This window comes from Nocardia sp. NPDC050712 (assembly GCF_040654295.1).
Lineage (GTDB): Bacteria > Actinomycetota > Actinomycetes > Mycobacteriales > Mycobacteriaceae > Nocardia.
In genome coordinates, this window is the sequence record NZ_JBFAHT010000004.1 from 266,843 (window position 1) to 288,308 (window position 21,466).

General features: G+C 69.4%; 20 protein-coding genes and 1 tRNA gene. 6 read left to right on the forward strand and 15 right to left on the reverse strand.

The window, feature by feature from the left end; translation table 11 throughout:
• The first annotated feature begins 5 nt into the window (after positions 1-5).
• Positions 6-80 (forward strand) — tRNA-Val (locus AB0H76_RS29415).
• Positions 81-143: 63 nt separating this feature from the next.
• Complete coding sequence (locus tag AB0H76_RS29420; RefSeq protein WP_357330269.1) at positions 144-1,061, forward strand: nitronate monooxygenase; 918 nt, start codon at positions 144-146, stop codon at positions 1,059-1,061.
• A 17-nt stretch (positions 1,062-1,078) separates the two neighbouring features.
• Here the strand turns inward: AB0H76_RS29420 and AB0H76_RS29425 are convergent, their stop codons facing one another.
• Entirely contained in the window at positions 1,079-2,290 is a 1,212-nt protein-coding gene (locus AB0H76_RS29425) for a low temperature requirement protein A (RefSeq protein WP_357330270.1), read from the reverse strand.
• 153 nt (positions 2,291-2,443) lie between these two features.
• The gene (locus AB0H76_RS29430; RefSeq protein ID WP_357330271.1) at positions 2,444-3,490 is read right to left on the reverse strand and encodes a fused (3R)-hydroxyacyl-ACP dehydratase subunits HadA/HadB; all 1,047 of its coding nucleotides are present in this window, start codon (positions 3,488-3,490) and stop codon (positions 2,444-2,446) included.
• Between the two features lie 164 nt (positions 3,491-3,654).
• Between AB0H76_RS29430 and AB0H76_RS29435 the strand changes: the two genes are divergently transcribed.
• The 3 genes from AB0H76_RS29435 (at position 3,655) to AB0H76_RS29445 (ending at position 8,278) form a co-directional block, all read left to right on the forward strand.
• Positions 3,655-5,658, forward strand: a complete 2,004-nt coding sequence (locus AB0H76_RS29435; protein WP_357330272.1) for a hypothetical protein — start codon at positions 3,655-3,657, stop codon at positions 5,656-5,658.
• A 105-nt stretch (positions 5,659-5,763) separates the two neighbouring features.
• Entirely contained in the window at positions 5,764-7,206 is a 1,443-nt protein-coding gene (gene gndA / locus AB0H76_RS29440) for an NADP-dependent phosphogluconate dehydrogenase (RefSeq protein ID WP_357330273.1), read from the forward strand.
• Between the two features lie 121 nt (positions 7,207-7,327).
• On the forward strand, positions 7,328-8,278 hold the full coding sequence (locus AB0H76_RS29445; protein ID WP_357330274.1) for a LysR substrate-binding domain-containing protein: 951 nt from the start codon (positions 7,328-7,330) through the stop codon (positions 8,276-8,278).
• Here AB0H76_RS29445 and AB0H76_RS29450 read toward each other — a convergent pair.
• The 11 genes from AB0H76_RS29450 to AB0H76_RS29500 form a co-directional block, all read right to left on the reverse strand.
• The gene (locus AB0H76_RS29450) at positions 8,213-9,022 is read right to left on the reverse strand and encodes a carbohydrate ABC transporter permease (protein WP_357330275.1); all 810 of its coding nucleotides are present in this window, start codon (positions 9,020-9,022) and stop codon (positions 8,213-8,215) included. The genes AB0H76_RS29445 and AB0H76_RS29450 overlap by 66 nt on opposite strands.
• A complete protein-coding gene (locus AB0H76_RS29455) occupies positions 9,015-9,905 on the reverse strand; it encodes a sugar ABC transporter permease (protein ID WP_357330276.1) in 891 nt (296 codons plus the stop codon). Before AB0H76_RS29455 ends, AB0H76_RS29450 begins: the two co-directional genes overlap by 8 nt.
• Before the next feature lie 118 nt (positions 9,906-10,023).
• Positions 10,024-10,881, reverse strand: a complete 858-nt coding sequence (locus tag AB0H76_RS29460) for a metallophosphoesterase (RefSeq protein ID WP_357330277.1) — start codon at positions 10,879-10,881, stop codon at positions 10,024-10,026.
• Positions 10,882-10,892: 11 nt separating this feature from the next.
• Entirely contained in the window at positions 10,893-12,260 is a 1,368-nt protein-coding gene (locus AB0H76_RS29465; RefSeq protein WP_357330278.1) for an ABC transporter substrate-binding protein, read from the reverse strand.
• 32 nt (positions 12,261-12,292) lie between these two features.
• Entirely contained in the window at positions 12,293-13,405 is a 1,113-nt protein-coding gene (locus AB0H76_RS29470; protein ID WP_357330279.1) for an ABC transporter ATP-binding protein, read from the reverse strand.
• A gap of 162 nt (positions 13,406-13,567) precedes the next feature.
• Entirely contained in the window at positions 13,568-14,587 is a 1,020-nt protein-coding gene (locus AB0H76_RS29475) for a branched-chain amino acid ABC transporter permease (protein ID WP_357330280.1), read from the reverse strand.
• Positions 14,584-15,465: a branched-chain amino acid ABC transporter permease gene (locus AB0H76_RS29480; protein ID WP_357330281.1), complete on the reverse strand. Its 882-nt coding sequence runs from the start codon at positions 15,463-15,465 to the stop codon at positions 14,584-14,586. Before AB0H76_RS29480 ends, AB0H76_RS29475 begins: the two co-directional genes overlap by 4 nt.
• A 2-nt stretch (positions 15,466-15,467) precedes the next feature.
• The gene (locus AB0H76_RS29485; RefSeq protein WP_357330282.1) at positions 15,468-16,190 is read right to left on the reverse strand and encodes an ABC transporter ATP-binding protein; all 723 of its coding nucleotides are present in this window, start codon (positions 16,188-16,190) and stop codon (positions 15,468-15,470) included.
• Complete coding sequence (locus AB0H76_RS29490) at positions 16,187-16,945, reverse strand: ABC transporter ATP-binding protein (RefSeq protein WP_357330283.1); 759 nt, start codon at positions 16,943-16,945, stop codon at positions 16,187-16,189. The genes AB0H76_RS29485 and AB0H76_RS29490 overlap by 4 nt, the downstream gene beginning before the upstream one ends.
• Before the next feature lie 197 nt (positions 16,946-17,142).
• Complete coding sequence (gene fabG / locus AB0H76_RS29495; RefSeq protein WP_357330284.1) at positions 17,143-17,892, reverse strand: 3-oxoacyl-ACP reductase FabG; 750 nt, start codon at positions 17,890-17,892, stop codon at positions 17,143-17,145.
• A 13-nt stretch (positions 17,893-17,905) separates the two neighbouring features.
• Positions 17,906-19,057, reverse strand: coding sequence for an acyl-CoA dehydrogenase family protein (locus tag AB0H76_RS29500; protein WP_357330285.1), 1,152 nt, complete (start codon positions 19,055-19,057; stop codon positions 17,906-17,908).
• Positions 19,058-19,173: 116 nt separating this feature from the next.
• Here AB0H76_RS29500 and AB0H76_RS29505 point away from each other — a divergent pair, with 116 nt between their 5' ends.
• Entirely contained in the window at positions 19,174-19,833 is a 660-nt protein-coding gene (locus AB0H76_RS29505) for a TetR family transcriptional regulator (RefSeq protein ID WP_357330286.1), read from the forward strand.
• A 2-nt stretch (positions 19,834-19,835) separates the two neighbouring features.
• On the opposite strand, the gene AB0H76_RS29510 is transcribed toward AB0H76_RS29505, so the two are convergent.
• Both AB0H76_RS29510 and AB0H76_RS29515 read right to left on the reverse strand, forming a co-directional pair.
• Entirely contained in the window at positions 19,836-20,372 is a 537-nt protein-coding gene (locus AB0H76_RS29510; RefSeq protein ID WP_357330287.1) for a DUF3145 domain-containing protein, read from the reverse strand.
• 187 nt (positions 20,373-20,559) lie between these two features.
• Entirely contained in the window at positions 20,560-21,384 is an 825-nt protein-coding gene (locus AB0H76_RS29515; RefSeq protein WP_357330288.1) for a serine hydrolase domain-containing protein, read from the reverse strand.
• Between the last annotated feature and the right edge of the window lie 82 nt (positions 21,385-21,466).

Consider the following 21,466-nt stretch of genomic DNA (forward strand, 5'->3'; position numbering starts at 1 on the left):
AGTACGGGCGTATAGCTCAGTGGTAGAGCTCTGGTTTTACACACCAGCGGTCGGGGGTTCGAAACCCTCTGCGCCCACCATCAGGTCGCCGTTCCGGCGACCGCCATGCCTGCTTTGCCCGGTTCGGGTGCAGGATGACACCTGTGACGAATCGTGTTCAGGAGTTGCTCGGGGTCGAGTTTCCCGTCGTTCAAGCGCCGATGACCTATATCGCCCGGGCCGAGTTGGCGGCGGCGGTGTCCGAGGGCGGTGGGCTCGGGATGATCGAGACGCTGACGCCCGAGGGGCGGGCGGATCTGCTGCGGGTGCGGGAACTGACCGATCGGCCGGTGGCGGCGAATCTGATGATTCAGGGGTGGAAGCGGGATCCCTCGATCGTCGAGGTGCTCGCGGCGGCCGGGGTGCGGCATGTGTTCACCTCGGCGGGCGATCCCGCGTTGTTCACCGATCGCCTGCACGACGCGGGGATGACCGTCGTGCACGTGGTGGGGTCGCTCAAGGGCGCGCTCAAGGCGGTCGACGCGGGCGTCGACGCGTTGGTGGTCGAGGGGGTCGAGGGCGGCGGGTTCAAATCGGCGCTCGGCGCCTCGACGATGGTGCTGCTGCCCTTGATCTCTCAGCGCGTCGAGCTGCCGCTCATCTGCGCCGGTGGCATCTGCGATGCGCGGTCCGGGGCGGCGGCCGTCGTCCTGGGGGCGGAGGGGGTGCAGATGGGCACGCGGATGCTGGCCAGTATCGAGGCCGCGGTGCACACCAACTTCAAAGACGCGATCGTCGCCGCCGACGACGACGGGACGGTGCTGCTCGATCTCCCGGGCAATCCGACCATGCGGGTGCTCCGGGTCGGGATGGCGGCCCGGGTGCGCGAAAACCCCGCCGACGCACGGCTGCTCGGCGGGATCACCGAGCTGTACTTCGCCGGGGACATGGAAGCCAGCGTCGCCAACACCGGCCAGGTCTCGGCGCGGATCACCGACCTGCAGCCTGTCGCGGACATCGTGCGGGACACGTGGGGCGAGATCGAAGCGGTGCTCGACGGGGCTCGGGCCCGGCTGGGCTGAGCCGCTGAGCCCATCACTCAGGCGGGCGCGCCACGCGGCCTGCGGTGCGGCCGTGCGGGTCCCGAGCCAGCGCGCCACCGGCCCGCGTCGTGCGACTGCCACAGCAGCGCCCAGACCACCAGAACGAGCACACCGTAGACCATGCCGAGCGGGCCGATGCGCGGAGCGAACACGCCGAGCAGCACCGCACCGAGTGCGCCGGGGATCGGATAGGCGATCGCGGTGCGTCGGCCCGATCCGCTGCGCAGCACACCGAGAGTGAGCACGGCGAAATACGCTGCGGCGCCGCCGCACAGCACCCAGCCGATACCGCTGCTGAGGTGGCCGTCCGCGTGCTCGACGCACATGCCGAGCCCTGCGGCGACGGTGGCGATCGCACCGGTGAGCGCGCAGTGGGTGGCCATGATGTGCTGCCACGGCACCCGCTCGGCGGGCTCCGCGCCGCTGATCAGCCGCGGCACCGGGCCGAACCCGAGCGTCAACTCCCACAGCCCGGCCAGGATCAGGAAACTGCCGAAGCCCACGGCGAGCACCGGGAAAGTCCAGGCCGCCACGCTCACCGCGGCGATCACCACGATGACGCCCTCACCGAGCACGATGATCACGAACAGGCCCAGCCGCTCACCGAGATGTTCCGGATCCGCGTGGATCGCTTCGAGTTTCGGCGCGTCGACGCCGGCGAACCGGGACGATCGGCGCAGACGCTGTCGCATGACGCGCCGGCCTCGGGCCAGCATGCGGTCGCCGCTGATGGCGAACATCAGGTACAGGTCGATGATCAGCCCGGCGGCCCAGAACCAGTATTTGCCGGGCTCCCCCACCCACAGCGAGACGACCCACGGCAGCACACCGGTTCCCATCTGCACGGTCGGCCAGTCCACCAGGATCCGCCCGTTGTGCCACACCTGCTTGATACCGACCCGCACCATCACATACACCGCCGCGAAGGTGGTGGCGTGGCGATCCGGTATCCCCGCCACCGCCGCCGCCATCACCCCCAGCCCCAGCATCGCCGAGAGGATGAGCCCGGTCTGGGTGTGGTCCCCGGCGATGTCCCCGTACACCGTGATGCACGCCCACGCCATCCAGAACGCCACGTAGAGCACCACATACAGCGCGATGTCGCCCGCCGCCGGCCCGCCGTGCAACAGGTGCGTCAGCTGCCCGATCCCGGCCACCGCGACCAGATCGAAGAACAACTCGATCCAGCTCGCATGCCGCCCGTGCACCGCCTGCGATTCCGTACTCCCGGCGATGACAGCCTCGCTCCCTGCACCATGAAAGAGCCCCTGACCAGCGCACCCTAGCCACGCCGCCGAGCCCGCAGCGACGCAACACGCGCCACTGCCCAGTCACGGTCCCGCGCCGCTGAGCGAGCGATTTCAGGACAGCAGGACCGTCGCGGTGGCGCGGCCGAAGATCTTGCGGTCCTGGTGGGTCGCGGTCATGGCGATTACCGCGGTGCGGGTGGCCGGGTCGAGGGATTTGACGCGGCCGGTGAAGACGACGTCGCTGGGGATGTCGGTGACGTAGACGGGGCTGGTGAAGCGGACGCTGTAGTGGCGCAGGGCGGTGGGGTCGCCGAGCCAGTCGGTGAGGTAGCCGGCGCCGAGGGACATGGTGAGCATGCCGTGGGCCACTACGCCGTGTTCGAGGCCGACGAGGTGGGCGGCGCGGGTGTGCCAGTGGATCGGGTTGGCGTCACCGGCGACACCCGCGTAGTTGACGAGGTCGCCCAGGGTGAGAGTGCGGGTGCGGGTGGGTATTTCGTCGCCGGGGGCGAGACCGGCGAGGGGGCGGGCGTGCGCGCCGATGCGGGGGTCGATCGGCGGGACGGGCAGGTCGTCCGCGAAGTGCCGGGTGATGTCCGGGGCGCGCGGCGAGAGATCGTGGCGCACGACGCCGGCGACCAGGGTGTTCAGTTCCGCGTTGGCTTCGGGCTCCGACCGCGCGATCAGGCTGGTGTCGCTGATCAGCACGATCTCGTCGTGCTGGTTGGTGATGGTGTTCCGCAGCACGATCAGATCGCCGCCGAACGCTTGGCGGAACGAGCGCAACCCGATGCAGCTGTAGAGCCGGTCGCCGACCAACGCCGGACGGTGCAACTCGAGCACCTGATCGGTCTGCACGCACGCGCCCAGGTTGTAGCCGGCCAGCAACCCGGCCAGCGCCCGCTGCACGACCCCGGCGAGCAGCGAGGTGAAGGTCGGCGAGCAGACCAGCGCCGGGTACCCGTAGTCGGCGGCCGCGGCCTCCTCCCAGTGGATCGGATGTGTGCCGCGCACCGCGGCGGCGTACTCACGCACCTTTTCCCGGCCCACCTCGTAGTAGTCGGTGAGACGGTAGGTTTCGCCGACTATCGAGCGAGCGTGCGCGGCCGGGTCGAATGCGCCGTCGATTTCGGGGTGCGCGGTTTCGGCGACATCCACGGTGGACTCCTGACAGGGTGAGCAACGGATGAGCAACCGGACGGATTCTGCCGGACCCGCGCGCTCGCGACGCCTTGGGCGCGCCGATGTTTCGAAGGCGTCCACCCGGCGGACCGCGAGCGATACATTGGAACCGGCCCGGCCAGGGGGATGGAGGCTCAGTGATGAAGCGCTCGTTCGGCAGGAAGCTCGTAGCGATCTGGATTGCGGCGGTGTTGCTGGCTGCGCTCGGCTGCGATTCCAGCAGCGGCGATCAGGCGTTCCGGTTCCAGGTCCAGGAGGGCCAGAACCTCAACTACCTGTTCCGCGATGGCGATACCGCGGCGCATCTGGTGCTGCGCTCGGGTCCGAATCCGCGGATCATCGTGGCGTTCCCCGCCGGGAACAGCGGCGTCGGAGCATGGTTCGAGCCGCTGGGGGCGCCGGCCGAGTGGGCGTTGGACGCGCCGCCGAAGGCGGTGGCGGACAAGGATTCCCAGGGCCGTCCGCGGACCGGCATCCAGTTCACCGTCTCGATCAAGACCCAGAACCTGGAGTTGCGCGAGACCGTGCTGTCCAACCTGCGGGTGCTGCGCGACTACAACCAGAAGGGTGTCGCACCCGCCGAAGTCCTGGTCCGGCCACAGTCTTCGGACAACCCGATCGTCTGGGAGCGCAATCGCCTGGACGGCGGCCCCGGCTATCGCCTGGAGATCGACGTGCTGAGCGGCACGTCGACGGCGGGCAAGTTCTTCACCGCGGGCCGGGACGGCATCCGGCTGCGCGTGACGGCCGCCACCGGCGACACTCCCCTGACCCCGCTGTCGGGCGACGCGCTGTTCAACGGCTCCGAAGCGGAAAACGACAGCGCGCGAAACACACTCACCTTCCTCAGCTATCGGGAGAAGTTCGTCGGCGGGTCCTGGCAGTACCTGACCTACTTCGGGCGCGACACCTTGATCTCGACCATGCTGCTGCTGCCGGTCCTGGCCCCGGAGGCGGCGGAGGCGGGAATCCACTCGGTGCTGGCCCGGCTCGGGCCGAACGGGGAAGTCGCGCACGAGGAGTCGCTGTCGGAGTACGCGCTGCTCGCCCGCGAGCAGGAGCACGCGCCGCCGGGCGACGCGCCGATCCTGGACTACACGATGGTCGACGAGAACTATCTGCTCGCGCCGGTGGCCGCCGCCTACCTGCTGGACGACCCGACGGGCACCCGGCGCGCCGCCGACTATCTGAACGGCGCGAACGGCGCGGCGCTGGTCCGCAATCTGCGACTCGTGGTCGCCAGTGCGGCGGCCTTCGCCGGGGAACCGCGCTACCAGAACCTGATCGGCCTGCTGGCGGGCCGCGATTCCGGCCAGTGGCGCGACAGCGATATCGGCATCGGCGGCGGCCGCTATCCGTATGACGTGAACGCCATCCTGGTGCCCGCCGCCCTGGAGGCCACCACCCGGCTCCTGGAGAGCGGGCGGCTCGACCGCTTCCTCACCGACGCGGATCGACTGGACCTGTCGGCGGCGGCCGCCCAGGCGAAGGTCTGGCGCGCGGAGGCGCCGCGCCTGTTCACCGTGACGCTCGACCCGCGGCAGGCGCAGGCGGCGGTCACCGGGTACGCGGCGCAAGTCGGTGTGCCGGCGGCCGAGGTCGGCACCGAACCCGTGGTCTTCCCGGCGGTTTCGCTCGCCGCCGACGGCAGGCCGATACCGATCGTGCACTCCGACGACGTCTTCGAGCTGCTGTTCGCCCGGCCCGCGCCCGCGGATCTGGACCGGCGGGTCGCCACTCTGATCCGCCCGTTCCCGCTCGGCCTCATGACGGGTGCCGGAATGGTGGTCGCCAACCCGGCTTTCGCCGATCCCGGGCTCCAGGCCCAGTTCACCACGCACGACTATCACGGCACGGTGGTGTGGTCCTGGCAGCAGGCCGCCTTCGCCGCCGGACTGGAACGCCAGCTGCGGCGCACCGATCTCCCCCAGCCGATCCGCGACCGGCTGGTCAGCGCGCAGCGCACCCTGTGGGACGCGATCGACGCCGCCCGGGCGATGCGGAACTCCGAGTTGTGGACCTGGAGTTTCGACGACAACGCCTTCCGGGTGGTGCCCTTCGGCGCCCGCACCGCCGACGTCACCGAATCGAACGCGGCGCAATTGTGGAGCAGTGTCTATCTCGCAGTGCGGCGCCCGCACTGACACGGCCCAGTGCCCGATGTCCTGAGCACAGGCGGGACGGGGTAGAAAAGGGGTGGGGCGCGGTTCGCGCGGCCAGCAACGACACCTGAAGGAGAGAAACTCTTCATGGCGACCTCTGAAGCGCGCGCACAGATCGGTGTGACCGGCCTCGCGGTGATGGGCAGCAACATCGCCCGCAACTTCGCCCGCAACGGCTACACCGTCGCGCTGCACAACCGCAGTGTCGGCAAGACCGACGCACTGCTGGACGCGCACGGCGGCGACGGTGATTTCGTGCGCACCGAGACCATCGAGGAGTTCGTCGGCGCCCTGGAGAAGCCGCGCCGCGTGCTGATCATGGTGAAGGCGGGCGAGGCCACCGACGCGGTGATCGAGGAGCTGGCCGCGGCGATGGAGCCGGGCGACATCATCATCGACGGCGGCAACGCGCTCTACACCGACACCATCCGCCGCGAGAAGGCCATGTCCGAGCGCGGCCTCAACTTCGTCGGCGCGGGCATCTCCGGTGGCGAGGAGGGCGCGCTGAACGGCCCCGCCATCATGCCGGGCGGCCCGAAGGAGTCCTACGACTCGCTGGGCCCGCTGCTGGAGTCGGTGGCCGCCGAGGTCGACGGCGTGCCGTGCTGCACCCACATCGGCCCGGACGGCTCCGGCCACTTCGTGAAGATGGTGCACAACGGCATCGAGTACGCCGATATGCAGCTGATCGGCGAGGCCTACCACCTGTTCCGGGACGCGCTCGGCTTCGACGCCAAGCAGATCGCGGACGTGTTCACCGACTGGAACTCCGGTGACCTGGAGAGCTACCTGATCGAGATCACCGCCGAGGTGCTCAATCAGGTCGACGCGAAGACCGGCAAGCCGCTGGTCGACGTGATCGTGGACGCCGCCGAGCAGAAGGGCACCGGCCGCTGGACCGTGAAGTCGGCCCTGGATCTGGGCGTGCCGGTGACCGGTATCGCCGAGGCCGTGTTCGCGCGCGCCCTGTCCGGTTCCCGCGCCCAGCGCAAGGCCGCGGTCGGCCTGGCGTCCGGCACGCTGGCCGAGAAGCCGACCGACGTCGCGCAGTTCACCGAGGACATCCGCCAGGCGCTCTACGCCTCGAAGATCGTGGCCTACGCGCAGGGCTTCGACCAGATCGCGGCCGGTAGCGCCGAGTACGACTGGAATCTGCAGCCGGGCGACCTGGCGACGATCTGGCGTGGCGGCTGCATCATCCGGGCCCGCTTCCTGAACCGCATCAAGGACGCCTACGCGGAGAACCCCGAGCTGCCCAGCCTGATCCTGGCCCCGTACTTCCGCGAGGCGATCGAGACGGCCATCGACAGCTGGCGGCGCGTGGTGTCCGCGGCCACCCTGCTGGGCATTCCGGTGCCGGCCTTCGGCTCGTCGCTGTCGTACTACGACGCGCTGCGCGCCGAGCGCCTCCCGGCCGCGCTGACCCAGGGCCAGCGTGACTTCTTCGGCGCGCACACCTACGAGCGTGTCGACGCCGAGGGCAAGTACCACACGCTGTGGAGCGGCGACCGCTCCGAAGTCCAGGCCTAGCCGGCCGTTGCGATGGCGGGGCCGCGCGGCCCCGCCATCGAGCCGCCAGCCGCCGTGTGTCGCGGATTCATCCGGTGTTACCCGCCGTGGCTACCCTCACGGGTACTCCTGAGGAGGCGGCATGGAATTCCGGCATCTCGTTTCGTTTCTGGCGATCGCCGAAGAACTGCATTTCGGCCGGGCCGCGCAGCGGCTGCATCTGACCCAGCCGAGTCTGAGCGCGCAGCTGCGCAAGCTGGAGGGTGCGCTCGAGGTGCTGCTGGTGGAACGCAATTCGCACGAAGTCCGGCTGACGCCGGCCGGGCGGGAGTTCGAACTTCAAGCCCGGCAGATCGTCGCGCAGCTGGAGCGCGCCGCGCAGGCGGCCAAAGCGACCGCGGCGGGGCGGGCGGGCACGCTGAGCGTCGGCTACAACCTGCCGGCGAGCCGGCATGTGCTGCCGGAGGCCTTGGCGCGCATGACCGAGCGCCACCCCGATATCGCGGTCTCGCTGTGGGAGAAGCGCACCGGGCCGCAGTTGACGGCGCTGGCGGCGGGCTCGCTCGATATCGCGCTCGTGTACGGGCATCCCAGCACCTCCGAGTTCCGCTATCAGCGACTGCTGGCGCGGGTGCCGCTGGTGGCGGTGGTGGGCCGGCGGCATCGGTGGGCCGAACGGGCGAGTGTGCCGTTCGCGGAGTTGCAGGGCCAGGAGTGCGTGCTGTTCGCGCGCGACCAGTGCCCGGCCATGTACGACTCCATTTTCCGTGCGGCGGCGCAGAATCGGATCTCGCTGACGGTCGCCCGGCATGCCGACGATCCGGGCGCGACCGCGCACATGGTGTCGGTGCGCCCGCTGGTCGGGTTCGCCTCCGCGGCCCGCGCCACGGCGATGGGGCTCGGCGTGCACGGCAACGGCCCGGTGGCGGTGCGACTCTCGAACCCGGTACCCACCCTGGATCTGTACGCGGTGTGGCGGGCCGAGCAGACCAATCCCGCGACGGCGCTGTTCCTGGACTGTCTGGCCTCACTTCAAACCCGAACGGACGAAGGCGTTCACGATGTGGCGCTGGAGCACCAGGTAGAGCAGTAGCACCGGCAGGCAGGCCAGGCTCGCCAGCGCCATCAGCGGCCCCCACTGGTCACCCTCGGTACCCATGAAGCTGCGCAACCCCAGTTGCAGGACGCTGTTGGATTGACGCAGAACCACTGCGGGCCAGAAGTATTCGTTCCAGGCGTTGATGAACAGCAGGATGCCCAGCGCCGCGAGTGCGGGCCGCAGGTTCGGCACCACCACGGTCCACAGGATCGACCACGAGGAGCGCCCGTCGATCTTGGCGGCGGCGATCAGCTCCTTGGGGAAGGCGGCCATGTGCTGGCGCAGCAGCAGCACTCCCAGCGCCGAGCACAGCGTCGGAAGCACCACGCCGATCAGCGAATTGATCAGCCCCAGCCGGGTGAGCAGGATGTAGTTGGGCAGCATGGTCACCTGGAACGGCACCAGCCAGGTACCGACGAAGGCCAGGTACAGCAGCTTTTGCAGGGGGAAGGTGTACATCGCGAAGGCATAGGACGCCAGCAGCGCGATGAGCAGCTGGCCCACCGCCGACAGCACCGCCACGAAGAAGGTATTCGCGATCAGCCCGGTGACATCGACCTTGTGCGCCGCGTCGGCGTAGTTGCCCAGTGACAGCGGCCACGGGATGGGCGCGAGTGAGGTGACGTCCTCGGGGCGGCGCAGGGCGGTGGCGAACAGCCAGTAGATCGGCAGCACGCACAGCAGCGAGGTGGCCGCGAGGAGCAGGTGGCTGCCCGCGGCACGGAGGCGGTCAATCATCGTGGAACGCCACCTTTTCCGAGATCCAGACCAGAATTCCGGCGATGACGCCGAAGCCGAGGAACAGCAGCACACCCGCCGCCGCGCTGAGCCCGGCGTCGAAACTGTGGAAGGCGTAGTCCCAGAGCAGGTAGTAGATATTGGTGGTGGCCTGCGCCGGACCGCCCTGGGTCATCGCGTCGATGAGCGGGAAGGTCAGTGTGGGACTGAGCAATACGGTGGTCAGCACGAGGAACATCAGGGTCGGGGTGAGCAGCGGCAAGGTGATCCACCGCCGGATCTGTCCCGGGCTGGCCCCGTCGACCCGGGCCGCCTCGTCGTAATCGCCACTGATACCGGCCAATCCGGCCCACACCACCAGCACCGCGAAGCCCAGCAGCTGCCACCCGGTGATCCCGATGATCACCGCGTGCGCCGTGCCCGCGTCGTACACCCAGTTGCGGTGCGACCCGAGCACCTGGTCCACGAACCCGCTGCCCGGGTGCAGCAGCCAGCGCCACACCGCCGCCGCCGCGACCGGGGCCACCAGGAACGGCGCGAAAACCAGTGCGTGATAGACGGTCCGGGCACGTCCGCGTACCCGGCGGCTGGCCAGTGCGAGCAACACCGGCAGCAGCACCGTGAACGGCAGCAGACCGGCGATGAGCGCGGCGGTCCGTCCCAGCGAGGCCCGGAACGCCGGAAGCTCCAGCAGGCGGGCGTAATTCGCCGCGCCCACCGAGGTCATCGGCGAGCTGGGCAGCAGGTTCCAGGAGTAGGTGGACAGCTGAAAGGCCTGAACCAGCGGCTGATACGTCCAGACGACAAGGAGGAACAGGGCGGGTGCGAGGTACAGATACGGCACACACCCGCGCCCGATGCGCCGCCATCGCGGCGACGACACCGCAGCGCCACTGGACACCGCAACCGCTTCGGGCCGCTCATCGATCACGAACACCGGTGCCCTCGCATGGTGCCCCGCGTAGCTCGAACAGCACGATGCCCCCGGAGGGAAGTCCTCGTCATCGGACCTCGACCCGGTCGATGGCTCGCAGGCGCGCCACCATCTCGTCCTCGGTGCGTTCATAGACCGCCGCGGCCGGGGTGGCTTCCACCGCGCTCACCACGAAATCCAGGCCCAGGACATCGATCCTGCTGTAGCCGAAGCCCTGCACGGCGCGGATCCGGCCGACCGGCGGCATCGCGTCGAAGCGGTAGGCCAGGGCCGGGCCGATCCACACCGGAATGCCGGCCAGCGTCCCGGCCGAGGTCATGTGGTTGTGCCCGCACAGGACCAGGCGCACATCGGTGCCGGCGATCACCTCGGCCAACCGGTCCGGCTGCTCGAGATTCAGCAATTCGGCGGCCGGCAGGCCCGACGGCAGTGGCGGATGGTGCAGGACCAGCAACGTCCCACGCGCGGCGGGCCGGCGCAGCTGCTCCCCCAGCCAGGTGAGCTGTCCGCCGTCCAGTACGCCCAGGTGCCGGCCGGGAACAGTGCTGTCCAGCACGATGATGCGCAAGCCGGAGACCTCGACGACCTGGTCGTGCGGCTGCTCCACCGGCACCGAACCCGGTGCATGATCCAGCAATTCGACCCCGAAGGCGGTGCGCTCGTCGTGATTGCCCATGACGTAGACCACCGCCGCCCCGAGCTCGGCCGCCACCGGCTCGACGGCCGCCCGCAACCTGCGATAGCCCGCCGGCGCGCCGCTGTCGGTGAGGTCGCCGGACAGCACCAGCGCATCGACCGGACCCGAGGCGCGCAGCCGGTCCAGCACGTGGGTCAGGTTCGCGTAGGTGTCCACCGTGTCGTAGAGCAGTTCCCCGGCGGGGCGGATGTGGGTGTCGGTGAGCTGCACGATCCGCAGATCCCGCATCGACGCGGACCTCATGTCGCGGGGAGGAGTTTCGCGCCCTCGGCGCGGGCGGCGGACAACGTCGACTGCGGGTCACTGCCCTGGAACACGATCGCCTCGACCGCGTCCATCATGCCGTCCCGGACTTGCAGATAGTTGTTGCCGGGCATGGCGACCCAGGGCTCCATCGCGGCCAGCTGTGCGACGTTCGGGGCCAGCAGCGGATTGGCCGCCGACCAGGCGCCGAGCGACGCCGCTTCGTTCAGCAGGCCGGTGCGCAGCGGCAGATAGCCGATGTTCTGCGAGATCTTCACGTAGGACTCCTCGCTGCTGAGAAACTTGATCAGCTCCCAGGCCGCGCGCTGCTTGGCCGGGTCGTTGGACAGGATGTGCAGGCCCGCACCCGAATTCGTGGATACCGCCGGCTTGTCGCCGAACCGCGGCATGACGGTCGAGCGCAGGTCCCACTTGTCCTTGGCCCCTGTGACAAATGTGCCTTGGACAGCGCTACTTTCGAGGATCATGCCGATCTCGCCGCGCGCGAACGACTCGTAACCCTGCTTCTGCGCCAGCTTGGGCATGCCGCCGGTGTTGACGAGATCCTGTGCCATCCGCGTGACTTCGACCGCGGGCGCGTCGGCATAGGTGAGCGTGCGCCGGTCCGCGGCGATGACCTGCCCGCCGTTGGACCGCACCAGCGACTGGAAGCACCAGTCCTTGGCCGCCTTGGTCAGGCAGTCGATGTAGACGCCGCCCTTACCGGTCTTGGCGTTGATGGCCCGCGCCGCCTCGCCGACCTGCTGCCAGGTGGCGGGCGGCTGGTTCGGGTCGAGTCCGGCCGCGGCGAACAGGCTGGCGTTGAAATACAGCACCGGCGTGGAGAAGACGAACGGCACGCCGTAGGTGTGCCCGTCGGCGTCGTCGAGGGTGCGGGCCCGCGGGTGGTAGGGCAGGCGCCCGTCGAAGTTGCGCTGCACCGCCTCCTTGCCGAACAGCGCGTCCAGCGGTTTGGCGCGCAGCTGCTGAATGGTGAAATCCAGGTCGCTGAAACCCAATTGGGCCACATCCGGCGGGGTGCCCGCGACCATTTGGTTCTGGATGCTGGAGACGGTGTCGGTGGCCGGGTTCGGGCTGTTGCCCTGCGGCTTCTGCGCGGTCACCTCGATGTTCGGGAACTTCTTGCCGAAGTCGGCGATCAGGGTGTTGAAGGTGTCGGTCCAGGCCCCGGCCAGGCCGTAGTTGTAGGACTCGAAGACGATCGAAACCTGCTGTCCCGGTGCCAGTTCCGGCACTCGATCGGCGGCGGAGGGGTCGCTGGCGGTGGTGCCGCCGAGGCCGCAGCTACTGACTGCGACGACGGTGGTGAACACCAGGCCCAGCAAGGGCAGGGCGCGTTTCACGGAGTTCTCCTCATCGGATGGTGGTGCGAAGGTCAGGGGACGAGCACGGCCGGCCGCGGCGCAACCGCGTCCTGCCAGGTCAGGCGCAACCCGGAGGCCGGGTCGAACAGGTGGATGTGCGCGGGGTCGACCCGGAAGGCGACGTCGTCGCCGGTCCGCACGCCCGCGGGCCGCGGCAGCCGCGCGCACAGCGTGTGCGCGCCCGCGACCACGTGCACGAGCTCCTCGCTGCCGAGGTTCTCGACCATGCGCACGCGCCCGCGCACCGCGCTGCCCGCGGCGTCGAGCCGCAGTCGCTCGGGGCGGATTCCGGCGAGGACGGCGGTGTCGCCGCCGGAATCCGCCGTGATGTCCAGGTCGGCGTCGATGCCGTCGGACAGCACCCGCAACCCGCCGTCGCGGGCGGTGACGACGGCGGGAAACAGGTTCATGGGCGGCGATCCGAGAAAGCCCGCGACGAAGGCGGTCCGGGGCCGGTCGTAGAGCTCCTCGGGGGTGCCGACCTGCTCGACCCGTCCCGCGTCGAGCAGCGCGATGCGGGTGGCCATGGTCATCGCCTCGACCTGATCGTGGGTCACGTACAGGAAGGTCGCGCCGAGCCGCCGGTGCAGCGCGATGAGTTCGGCGCGGGTGGCGCTGCGCAGTTTGGCGTCCAGGTTGGACAGCGGCTCGTCCATCAGGAAGGCGCCGGGATCGCGAACCATGGCCCGCGCCAGCGCGACTCGCTGCCGCTGCCCACCGGAGAGCGCCCCCGGCCGGCGCTCGAGCAGCGCCGAGAGCTCCAGGGTTCGCGCGACCTCGGCGACCCGTTCGGCGATGTGGGCGCGGGACCGCCGCCGGGCGCGCAGCGGGAACCCGATGTTCTTGGCCACCGTCAGGTGCGGGTACAGCGCGTAACTCTGGAACACCATCGCCAGGTCCCGGCGCTGCGGCGCCGCCTCGGTGATGTCGTTGCCGTCCAGCCGGATCCGGCCCGACGTCGGCTGTTCCAGGCCCGCGATCATGCGCAGCAGGGTGGATTTGCCGCAGCCGCTGGGGCCGAGCAGCACCATGAATTCGCCGTCGGCGATGTCGAGGCTCACCTCGCGCACCGCGTAGTCCGCGCCGTAGGTCTTCGATACCGTGTCGATGTGTAGCCGGGCCACCAGGGCTCCTCCGGTCGGGCTGAGCTCGTACACCGGAAGTCTGGCGTCGCGGCCACCCGCGGGGCCGCGGCGATAGGCGATTCCGATCGGGCGATCGACGCGCCCGGCGCACAGCGAACCGCCGCGGGGCCCGAGGCCACCGCGGCGGTTACCGGAGTGCCGCTACCGGCGCGCGCCCACCCACTGCGCGATTCGCCCGCCGAGGCCGGCGAGCCCACTGGGCGCGAGGTACATGACCGCGATGATCAGCAATCCGAAGACGGCGCCCGGCGCGGCCTGGTTGATGTCCTGGGCCAGGCTCGGCACGAACAGCACGAACAGGCCGCCCAGCAGCGGTCCCCACAGCGAGCCGAGGCCGCCGACCACCAGCCCGGCGAGCAGGGTGATCGAGAGTCCCACCGCGAACGAGTCCGGGGAGACGTAGGCGATCACCCAGGTGTAGACACAGCCCGCGACCCCGGCGAGCAGCGCGCTCCAGGCGAAGGCCAGGGTCTTGTAGTAGGCCGGGCGCACGCCCATCACCTCGGCGGCGGTCTCGTTGTCGCGAATCGCGTTGAGCGCCCGCCCGACCCGGGAACGCTGCACCCCGGTGACCACCAGGAGGCAGACCACCGCCGTGATCAGGCAGAGGAAGTACAGCCACTGATCCTCGGCGAGCCCGGACCACACCGGCGGGGCGGGCTTGTCGAGGGTGAGCCCCATCGAGCCCCCGGTGACCGATTCGAAGCGCTTGAGCAGCGGCACCACGAAGATCGCGATGGCCAGGGTGACCAGCGCCAGATACAACCCGCGCAGCCGCAGCGCGGGCACGCCGAGGGCGAGACCGAGCACGAAGCACACGGCCGCGGCGACCGGCAGCGTCGCCAGGTGCGGCACCGCCCAGCGATCCTGGAGGACCGCCGCGGTGTACGCGCCCACCGCGAGGAAGGCGCCGTGCCCGAGCGAGATCTGACCTGCTTGTCCGACAAGCAGATTCAGGCCCAGCAGGGCGATGGCGTAGACCAGCGCCATGCTCAGCTGGAAGGTGTGGAACGGCGAGAGCTGCAGTGGTGCGCAACAGGCCGCGAGGAACAGGACCGCGACCGCGATAGTTCTGCGATGCGCCAGAATTCGGGCGAGCAGTGATTTCGGCTGTGCGGCGGCTACTTCCGGTGCGTCCACCACGATGTCCTTGGTACTCATACTCGTTCCACCGCCGCGCTTCCGAAGAGACCCTGGGGCCGCAGCAGCAGCACGCCGAGGATGATGGCCAGTGGCACACCGATTTTGAGTTCGGTGCCGATGAAGTCGACATAGGCGCCGGTGAGCGTCTCCGCGACGCCGACGATCAGGCCGCCGGCGACCGCGCCGCCCGGGCTGTCGAACCCGCCGAGGGTGGCCGCCGCGAAGGCATAGATCAGCACGCCGCCCATCATGTTGGGTTCCAGGAACAGCAGCGGCGCGGACAGCACGCCGGAGACCGCGCCGACCAGGGCGGCCAGGCCCCAGCCGAGGGCGAGCACCACGCCCACCCGGATCCCGACCAGCCGCGCCGAGGCGGGATTGCACGCGACCGCGCGCATCGCCAGGCCGATCCGGGTGTAGCGGAACATCAGATAGAGCAGCGCCATGACCACCGCGACCACGGCGATCACCCCGATGCTGCCGTAGCCGGCACTGACGCCGCCCGCGCGTAATGACCCGTCCGGGAACGGATTCGGGAACGACTTGACCTGGAACGACCAGATCCACCCGGCCGCGGCGTTGATGAAGAAGAACAGTCCGACGGTGACGATGACCAGGGTCAGTTCCGCGCCGCCCTCCACCGGCCGGATCAGCACGCGCTCGATGAGCATGCCGCCGGCGAAGGAGACCGCCAGGGTGATCGGCAGCGCCAGCCAGAACGGCATACCGCTCTCGACGCACTGCCAGGCCAGGAACGCCGAGAACATGGCCAGCTCGCCCTGGGCGAAGTTCACGATCCCGGTGAACCGGTAGATCAGCACCAGCGCCAGCGCGAGACCCGCGTAAATCGCTCCGGCACTGAGACCTTCGATGAGTTGCTGTACGAATCCGCTCATGGTCACACCCGGTATCCGAGGTAGGACTGCACGACCTTCTCGTCGGACCGGATCTCGGCGGCCGTGCCGGACAGCACGATCCGGCCGGTCTCCAGCACGTGCGCGTGACTGGAGATGCCCAGCGCCAGATGCGCGTTCTGTTCGACGACGAGCACGGTGATTCGTTCCTGTTCGTTGATGGTGGCGATGAGCCCGAACAGCTCCTGGGTGACCAGGGGCGAAAGTCCCAGCGACGGTTCATCCAGCAGCAGCAGACGCGGACGCAGCATGAGCGCGCGGCCGATGGCGAGCATCTGCTGCTGACCGCCGGACAGACCGCCCGCGACATCGCGGCGCTTGTCCCGCAGCACCGGGAAGAAGTCGAAGACGCGGTTCAAGTCCGTTTCCACCCCGGCGCGATCGCGCCGCGGGTAGGCGCCGAGCCGCAGGTTCTCCTCGACGGTCAGCGGGCCGAACGTGCCGCGCCCCTCGGGCACGTGGGCGACGCCGCGGCGGGCGATGGCCTCGGGGTTGCGGCCCGCGATGTCGGCGTCGTCCAGCCGGATCCCGCCGCTGGTGCGCACCATGCCGCTCAGGGCGCGCAGCAGAGTCGTCTTCCCGGCGCCGTTGGGTCCGAGGATGGCGCAGATCTCGCCGCGGTCCACCGAAAAGCTCAGGCCGTGCAGCACTTTGGCCGCACCGTACCCGGCGTGCAGGTCGGTGATGGTGAGAAAAGGCTCGCTCATGCCGCGGTTCCCAGGTAGGCGGCGACAACCTCCGGGTGCTGCTGCACCTGCTCCGGTGTGCCCGCGGCGATGACGCGGCCGAAGTTCAGGCAGACGACGCGGTCGCACAGCCCCATCACGAAACCCATGTGGTGTTCGACCACGATCACGGTGAGGTCGAGTTCGGCGCGCAAAGCCCGTACCAGGGCGGCGAACTCGTCGACCTCGCCGTGGCTGAGCCCGTTCACCGGTTCGTCGAGCAGCAGCAGTGCCGGGTGGATGGCCAGGGCCCGCGCCAGCTCGATCCGCTTGAGGGTGCCGAAGGGCAGTCCGGCGGCCGGATGCTCGGCCACCCGCGCCAGATCGAGGCGCTCCAGCAGCGCGTCGGCCTCGGCGCGCAGCTTGCGCTCCTCCCCGCGCACCCGCGGCAGGTGCAGGCCCGCGGTCCCGAAACCGGCGCGCGCCCGATGATGCGCGCCGACGAGGACGTTGTCGCGCACCGACATCCGGCTGAACAGGCCCAGGTTCTGGAAGGTGCGGGCGATGCCGAGACCGGCCAGGGTGTCGGGCCGGGCCGTCAGCAGATCGGCGCCCTGGTAGCTGATCGTCCCGCTGTCGGGGGTGTAGCGCCGGGTGAGGCAGTTGAACAGGCTGGTCTTGCCCGCCCCGTTCGGGCCGATCAGCCCCACCAGTTCCCCTGATGCGACCTGGAATTCGACGTCGGTGAGGGCGGTGATGCCGCCGAAACTGAGCGTCAGCTGGGAAATTTCGAGCATATGTCCTCCGGCCCGCGTCGCGGAGGGCGGACAGCGGGCGAGCAGTGAAAACCGGCGGCGTGCTGGCGCGGGCGAATGGTCCTGCAAAGCGTAAAACCGCTGGTGAAGGACTACATCGGGCGTGGCGGACCAATTTCGCGGCGGCACTTTGTCCGCTGCGGACAGTCCGTCGTCCAGCTACCGTCCGGCATCACTCACTACAGCCGTCGGCCGCCATCGACATAGAGGGTCTGGCCGGTGACGAACGAGCTGTCCGCCGAGGTGAGGAACGCGACGACACCGGCGATGTCCTCGGGCCGGCCGACCCGGCGCAACGGCGTGATCGCCGCCGTCTTGGCCTGCAATTCCGCTGCGGTGACCCCGGTTCGGGCGGCGGTCTGCGCGGTCATCTCGGTGGCGATGAAACCGGGGGCGACCGCGTTCACGGTGATGCCGAACGGGCCGAGCTCGATGGCCAGGGTGCGGGTGAAGCCTTGGATACCCGCCTTGGCCGCGGCGTAGTTCGCCTGCCCGCGCGTGCCGAGCGCCGAGACACTGGAGGTGTTGACGATGCGGCCGTAGCGCTGCTCGACCATGTATTCCTGTGCGGCCCTGGCACAGAGGAACGCGCCGCGCAGGTGCACGCGCAGCACGGTGTCCCAGTCCTCGACCGACATCTTGAACAGCAGGTTGTCGCGCAGCACGCCGGCGTTGTTCACCAGGACGTTCGGCGCGCCCAGCTCGGCGGCGGTCCGCGCGAACGCGTCCTGCACCTGCTGTTCGTCGGTGATGTCGCACCCGAGGCCGAGCGCGGTGCCACCGGCGGCCGTGATCTGCGCCGCCGTCGCCCGGCTCGCGGCGTCGTCCAGGTCCAGCACCGCGACGGCGGCGCCGTCCGCGGCGAGCCGGGCCGCGGTGGCGGCCCCGATTCCGCGGGCCGCGCCCGTCACCACAGCGACCTTCAGCATGGGGATCTCCTTGTCAGACAATGGCGTTCACACCCGTCAGGGCGCGGCCGATGAGCAGCTTCTGAATCTGGCTGGTGCCCTCGTAGAGGGTGAGCACGCGGGCATCGCGCAGATACTTCGACACCGGGTACTCGTCGATGTAGCCGTAGCCGCCGAACACCTGGATCGCGTTGTTGGCGGCGCGCACCGCGGTCTCGCTGGCGTAGAGCTTGGCCATGGACGCCTCGGTGCCGAACGGCTGCCCGCGATCGATGAGATCGGCCACCCGCCAGGTCAGCAGCCGCGCCGCGTCGGTCTCGACGGCGATGTCGGCGAGCATCTGCTGCACGAGTTGATAGGAGGCGATCGGCTTGCCGAACTGCGTGCGCTCCCCCGCGTAGCGCACGGCGGCCTCCAGGCAGGCACGCGCGACGCCGACGCAGCCCGCCGCCACGCCCATCCGCCCTTTGTCCAAGGCGGACATGGCGATTCGGAAGCCGGAGCCTTCGGCGCCGAGGCGCGCGGTGTCCGGGATCCGGACCTGCTCGAAGCGCAACTCCGCCGTCGCCTGACCGCGCAGACCCAGCTTGCCGGTGATCTCCGTGCGGTGGAAGCCGGGGGCGTCGCCCGGAACCAGGAACGCGGTAATGCCTTTCGGTCCCGGGCCGCCGGTGCGGGCGAAGACGAGCGCGACGTCGGCGTGTGTTCCGTTGGTGATGAACATCTTCGAGCCGGACAGCACCCAGTCCGCACCCGCGCGTTCGGCTCTGGTCACCAGGCTCGCAGCGTCGGAGCCCGTGCCGGGTTCGGTCAAGCCGAAGCAGCCCAGGGTGCGGCCCGCGCACAGATCCGGCAGGAATTGCCGCTTCTGCTCCTCGGTGCCGTAGCTCGCGATGCTCTTGGCCACCAATCCCAGTGACACCGAGACGATGCCGCGCACCGCGCTGTCGCCGCGGCCGAGTTCCTCCAGCAGCAGGCAGTAGTCGAGCGCGTCACCGTCCGAGCCGCCGTAGGTTTCGGGCACCCCGATGCCCAGGAAGCCCATCGCCCCGAGCTTGCCGACGATGGCCGGGTCGACCGCCTCGGCCCGATCCCAAGCCGTGGCGTTCGGGACGACCTCTTTGTCCACCCAGGTGCGAGCCAGATCGCGCAGATCGCGATGGGTCTCGCTCAATTCGAGATTCATGCGGTACCTATCCTGAACCAAACAGCGTTAGGTTTACCGGCCGGACGCTATCCGAACAGCGTTAGGTAGACAAGGGGCCGGTGGTAGGTTCGACGGGCTGTCGAGGAGGTGAGGACATGGCACGACCCCGGGTACCGCTGCTGAGCCGCGAGCGCATCAGCGCCACCGCGCTCGCGCTGATCGACCGCGACGGGCTCGGCGAGTTGTCCATGCGCAAACTCGCCGCCGAGCTCGGCGTCCAGGCCGCCTCCCTCTACGGCCACTTCCCCACCAAGGACGACCTGCTCGACGACATCGCGCACACCATCATGAGCCGCGTCGACGCCTCGGCCTTCGAACACGAGACCTGGCGCACCGCGCTGGTGTCCTGGGCGCGCTCGTTCCGCGCCGCGCTGGCCCAGCACCCCAATTTCGTTCCCTACCTGGCCATCTCCGGCCCCGGTCGCCGCGACGAGGCACTGCGCGCCGCCAACGCGGTGCACGGCGGGCTGGTCCGGGCCGGGTGGCCGCCCCGGCAGGCCACCATGATCGGCGCCGCCGCCCGCTACCTGGTGCTGGGCTCCACCGTCGGCTCCTTCGCCCGCGGCTTCGTCGACGATGTCCAGGTCTACCGCGACCGCTACCCCCACCTCGACCAAGCCCACCTGCTGCGCGACAAAGCGGCGGAAATCGACTCCGACAGTTTCGAATTGGCGCTGGAAGCCTTCCTGGACGGGCTCGAGACCAAGTTCGACCGCCGTTCCCCGGCTACGGGGAACGGAACCAACGAGCCCTGAACTCAGCCGACGTCGCGACGCAGCCAGGTGATCTCCGCACCCAGCCCGTCTTCACCGAGCCGGAAGATCTCGAGGTCGTCGTCCCAGGCGGTGCCCAGGGCGCGGTCGATTTCGGCGGCGAGGTCGTAGCTGTTGTATTTGCCGAGTTCCTGGGCCGCTTGCAGCATCGCGCGCAGGCGCATCTCGCCCAGGGCCACATCGCCGTTGGCGGCGGTGGAGCCGTGCCAGAGGCCGAGGCCGGGCACGAAGCTGTAGCGCTCGCCGTCCACACCTTCGCTGGGTTCCTCGGTGACCTCGAAACGCAGCACCGGCCAGGATCGCAGGGACTGGGCTATGCGCGCGGCGGTACCGACCGGGCCGACCCAGTCGCTGGTCGCGCGGAGTTGACCGTCGGCGGGCTGGGCGGTCCAGCGCAGCTTCGCCGGGGAGCCCAGGGCCGAGGCCAGTGCCCATTCGATATGCGGGCACAACGCCGCGGGCGACGAGTGGATCCAGACCACACCCGCCGTCGCGTCCGCGAACTGACTTGATGCACGCACCACTAAAACCTCCAGCGTCGACGAGGACCGTCTTCCCCAACGACCCGTTTCGGCTGGCTGACAATTCGTAGCGACTGCGAGCAGTCGCTACGGTGCCTGAGTGTACTGGAGTGTCCGATGTTACGGGTGTTACTTCGCGGCCGCGTTGCCCATTCCCGCGTACCCGCACTGGACAGTGCAGCTCGAATTACCCCTGCGAGACTTCCGCAATCACCCCGTCGCTGAAAACCGGCCAGGCGGCCCGGGCCCAGTCACCGAAATTCTCGTCGGCGAGCGCGACGCACGCCACCTCGATTTCCGGATCAACCCACAAGAATGTGCCCGACTGGCCGAAATGTCCATACGTACGAGGCGAATTCGTTTGCCCCGTCCAGTGCGGGGTTTTCCCGTCCCGGATCTCGAAGCCCAGGCCCCAGTCGTTGGGCCGCTGCGAACCGTAGCCGGGCAGCACACCATTGCTTCCCGGAAATTGCACGGTGATCGATTCGGAATGCATCTCCGCAGAAAGCAATTGCGGATTCAGCAACTCCGCAGCGAAAAGCAGAAGATCATCGACAGTTGATCGTGCGCCGTGCCCGGCGGACCCGGTGAGTGCCGAGTTCTTCATACCCAGCGGCTCGAACACCGCGTCTCGGAGATATTCGTCGAAGGCGATACCGGTCTGTTCCGCGACGAACTGCGCGAGCACGTCGAATCCGGCACTGGAGTAAATCCTTTTCGCACCCGGCTTCGCCAGCACGGTGGTGGTGTCGAAGGCGATGCCCGAGGTGTGGGCGAGCAGATGCCGCACGGTGGTGCCGGGCGGGGCGGCGGCACTCTCGACCGGCTGGTCCAGCTCGATCGCGCCCTCCTCCACCGCGACCAGCACCGCGTAGGCAACCAGCGGCTTGGTCACCGAGGCCAGCGGGAACACCCGGTCGGTGTCGCCCGCGGAGCTCGTACCCGCGCGGGTGACGACGCCCGCGCCCGCATGCCGGACCGGCCAATCCTTGATCTGCTCGAGTGATCGCACGCAGCGAGCCTACGAGACCGCTGACCGGGCGGAGCACAGCTAGCCCGAATTCCGGGCCATCGCCACGCGGTACCGCCGGTAC

What these genes read in the sequence shown, in the direction of transcription:
- AB0H76_RS29435 (WP_357330272.1), top strand. Translation starts at nt 3,655, where the DNA reads ATGAAGCGCTCGTTCGGCAGGAAGCTCGTAGCGATCTGGATTGCGGCG.
- gndA (WP_357330273.1), top strand. Translation starts at nt 5,764, where the DNA reads ATGGCGACCTCTGAAGCGCGCGCACAGATCGGTGTGACCGGCCTCGCG.
- AB0H76_RS29445 (WP_357330274.1), top strand. Translation starts at nt 7,328, where the DNA reads ATGGAATTCCGGCATCTCGTTTCGTTTCTGGCGATCGCCGAAGAACTG.
- AB0H76_RS29450 (WP_357330275.1), bottom strand. Translation starts at nt 9,022, where the DNA reads ATGATTGACCGCCTCCGTGCCGCGGGCAGCCACCTGCTCCTCGCGGCC.
- AB0H76_RS29460 (WP_357330277.1), bottom strand. Translation starts at nt 10,881, where the DNA reads ATGCGGGATCTGCGGATCGTGCAGCTCACCGACACCCACATCCGCCCC.
- AB0H76_RS29475 (WP_357330280.1), bottom strand. Translation starts at nt 14,587, where the DNA reads ATGAGTACCAAGGACATCGTGGTGGACGCACCGGAAGTAGCCGCCGCA.
- AB0H76_RS29480 (WP_357330281.1), bottom strand. Translation starts at nt 15,465, where the DNA reads ATGAGCGGATTCGTACAGCAACTCATCGAAGGTCTCAGTGCCGGAGCG.
- AB0H76_RS29485 (WP_357330282.1), bottom strand. Translation starts at nt 16,190, where the DNA reads ATGAGCGAGCCTTTTCTCACCATCACCGACCTGCACGCCGGGTACGGT.
- AB0H76_RS29490 (WP_357330283.1), bottom strand. Translation starts at nt 16,945, where the DNA reads ATGCTCGAAATTTCCCAGCTGACGCTCAGTTTCGGCGGCATCACCGCC.
- fabG (WP_357330284.1), bottom strand. Translation starts at nt 17,892, where the DNA reads ATGCTGAAGGTCGCTGTGGTGACGGGCGCGGCCCGCGGAATCGGGGCC.
- AB0H76_RS29500 (WP_357330285.1), bottom strand. Translation starts at nt 19,057, where the DNA reads ATGAATCTCGAATTGAGCGAGACCCATCGCGATCTGCGCGATCTGGCT.
- AB0H76_RS29505 (WP_357330286.1), top strand. Translation starts at nt 19,174, where the DNA reads ATGGCACGACCCCGGGTACCGCTGCTGAGCCGCGAGCGCATCAGCGCC.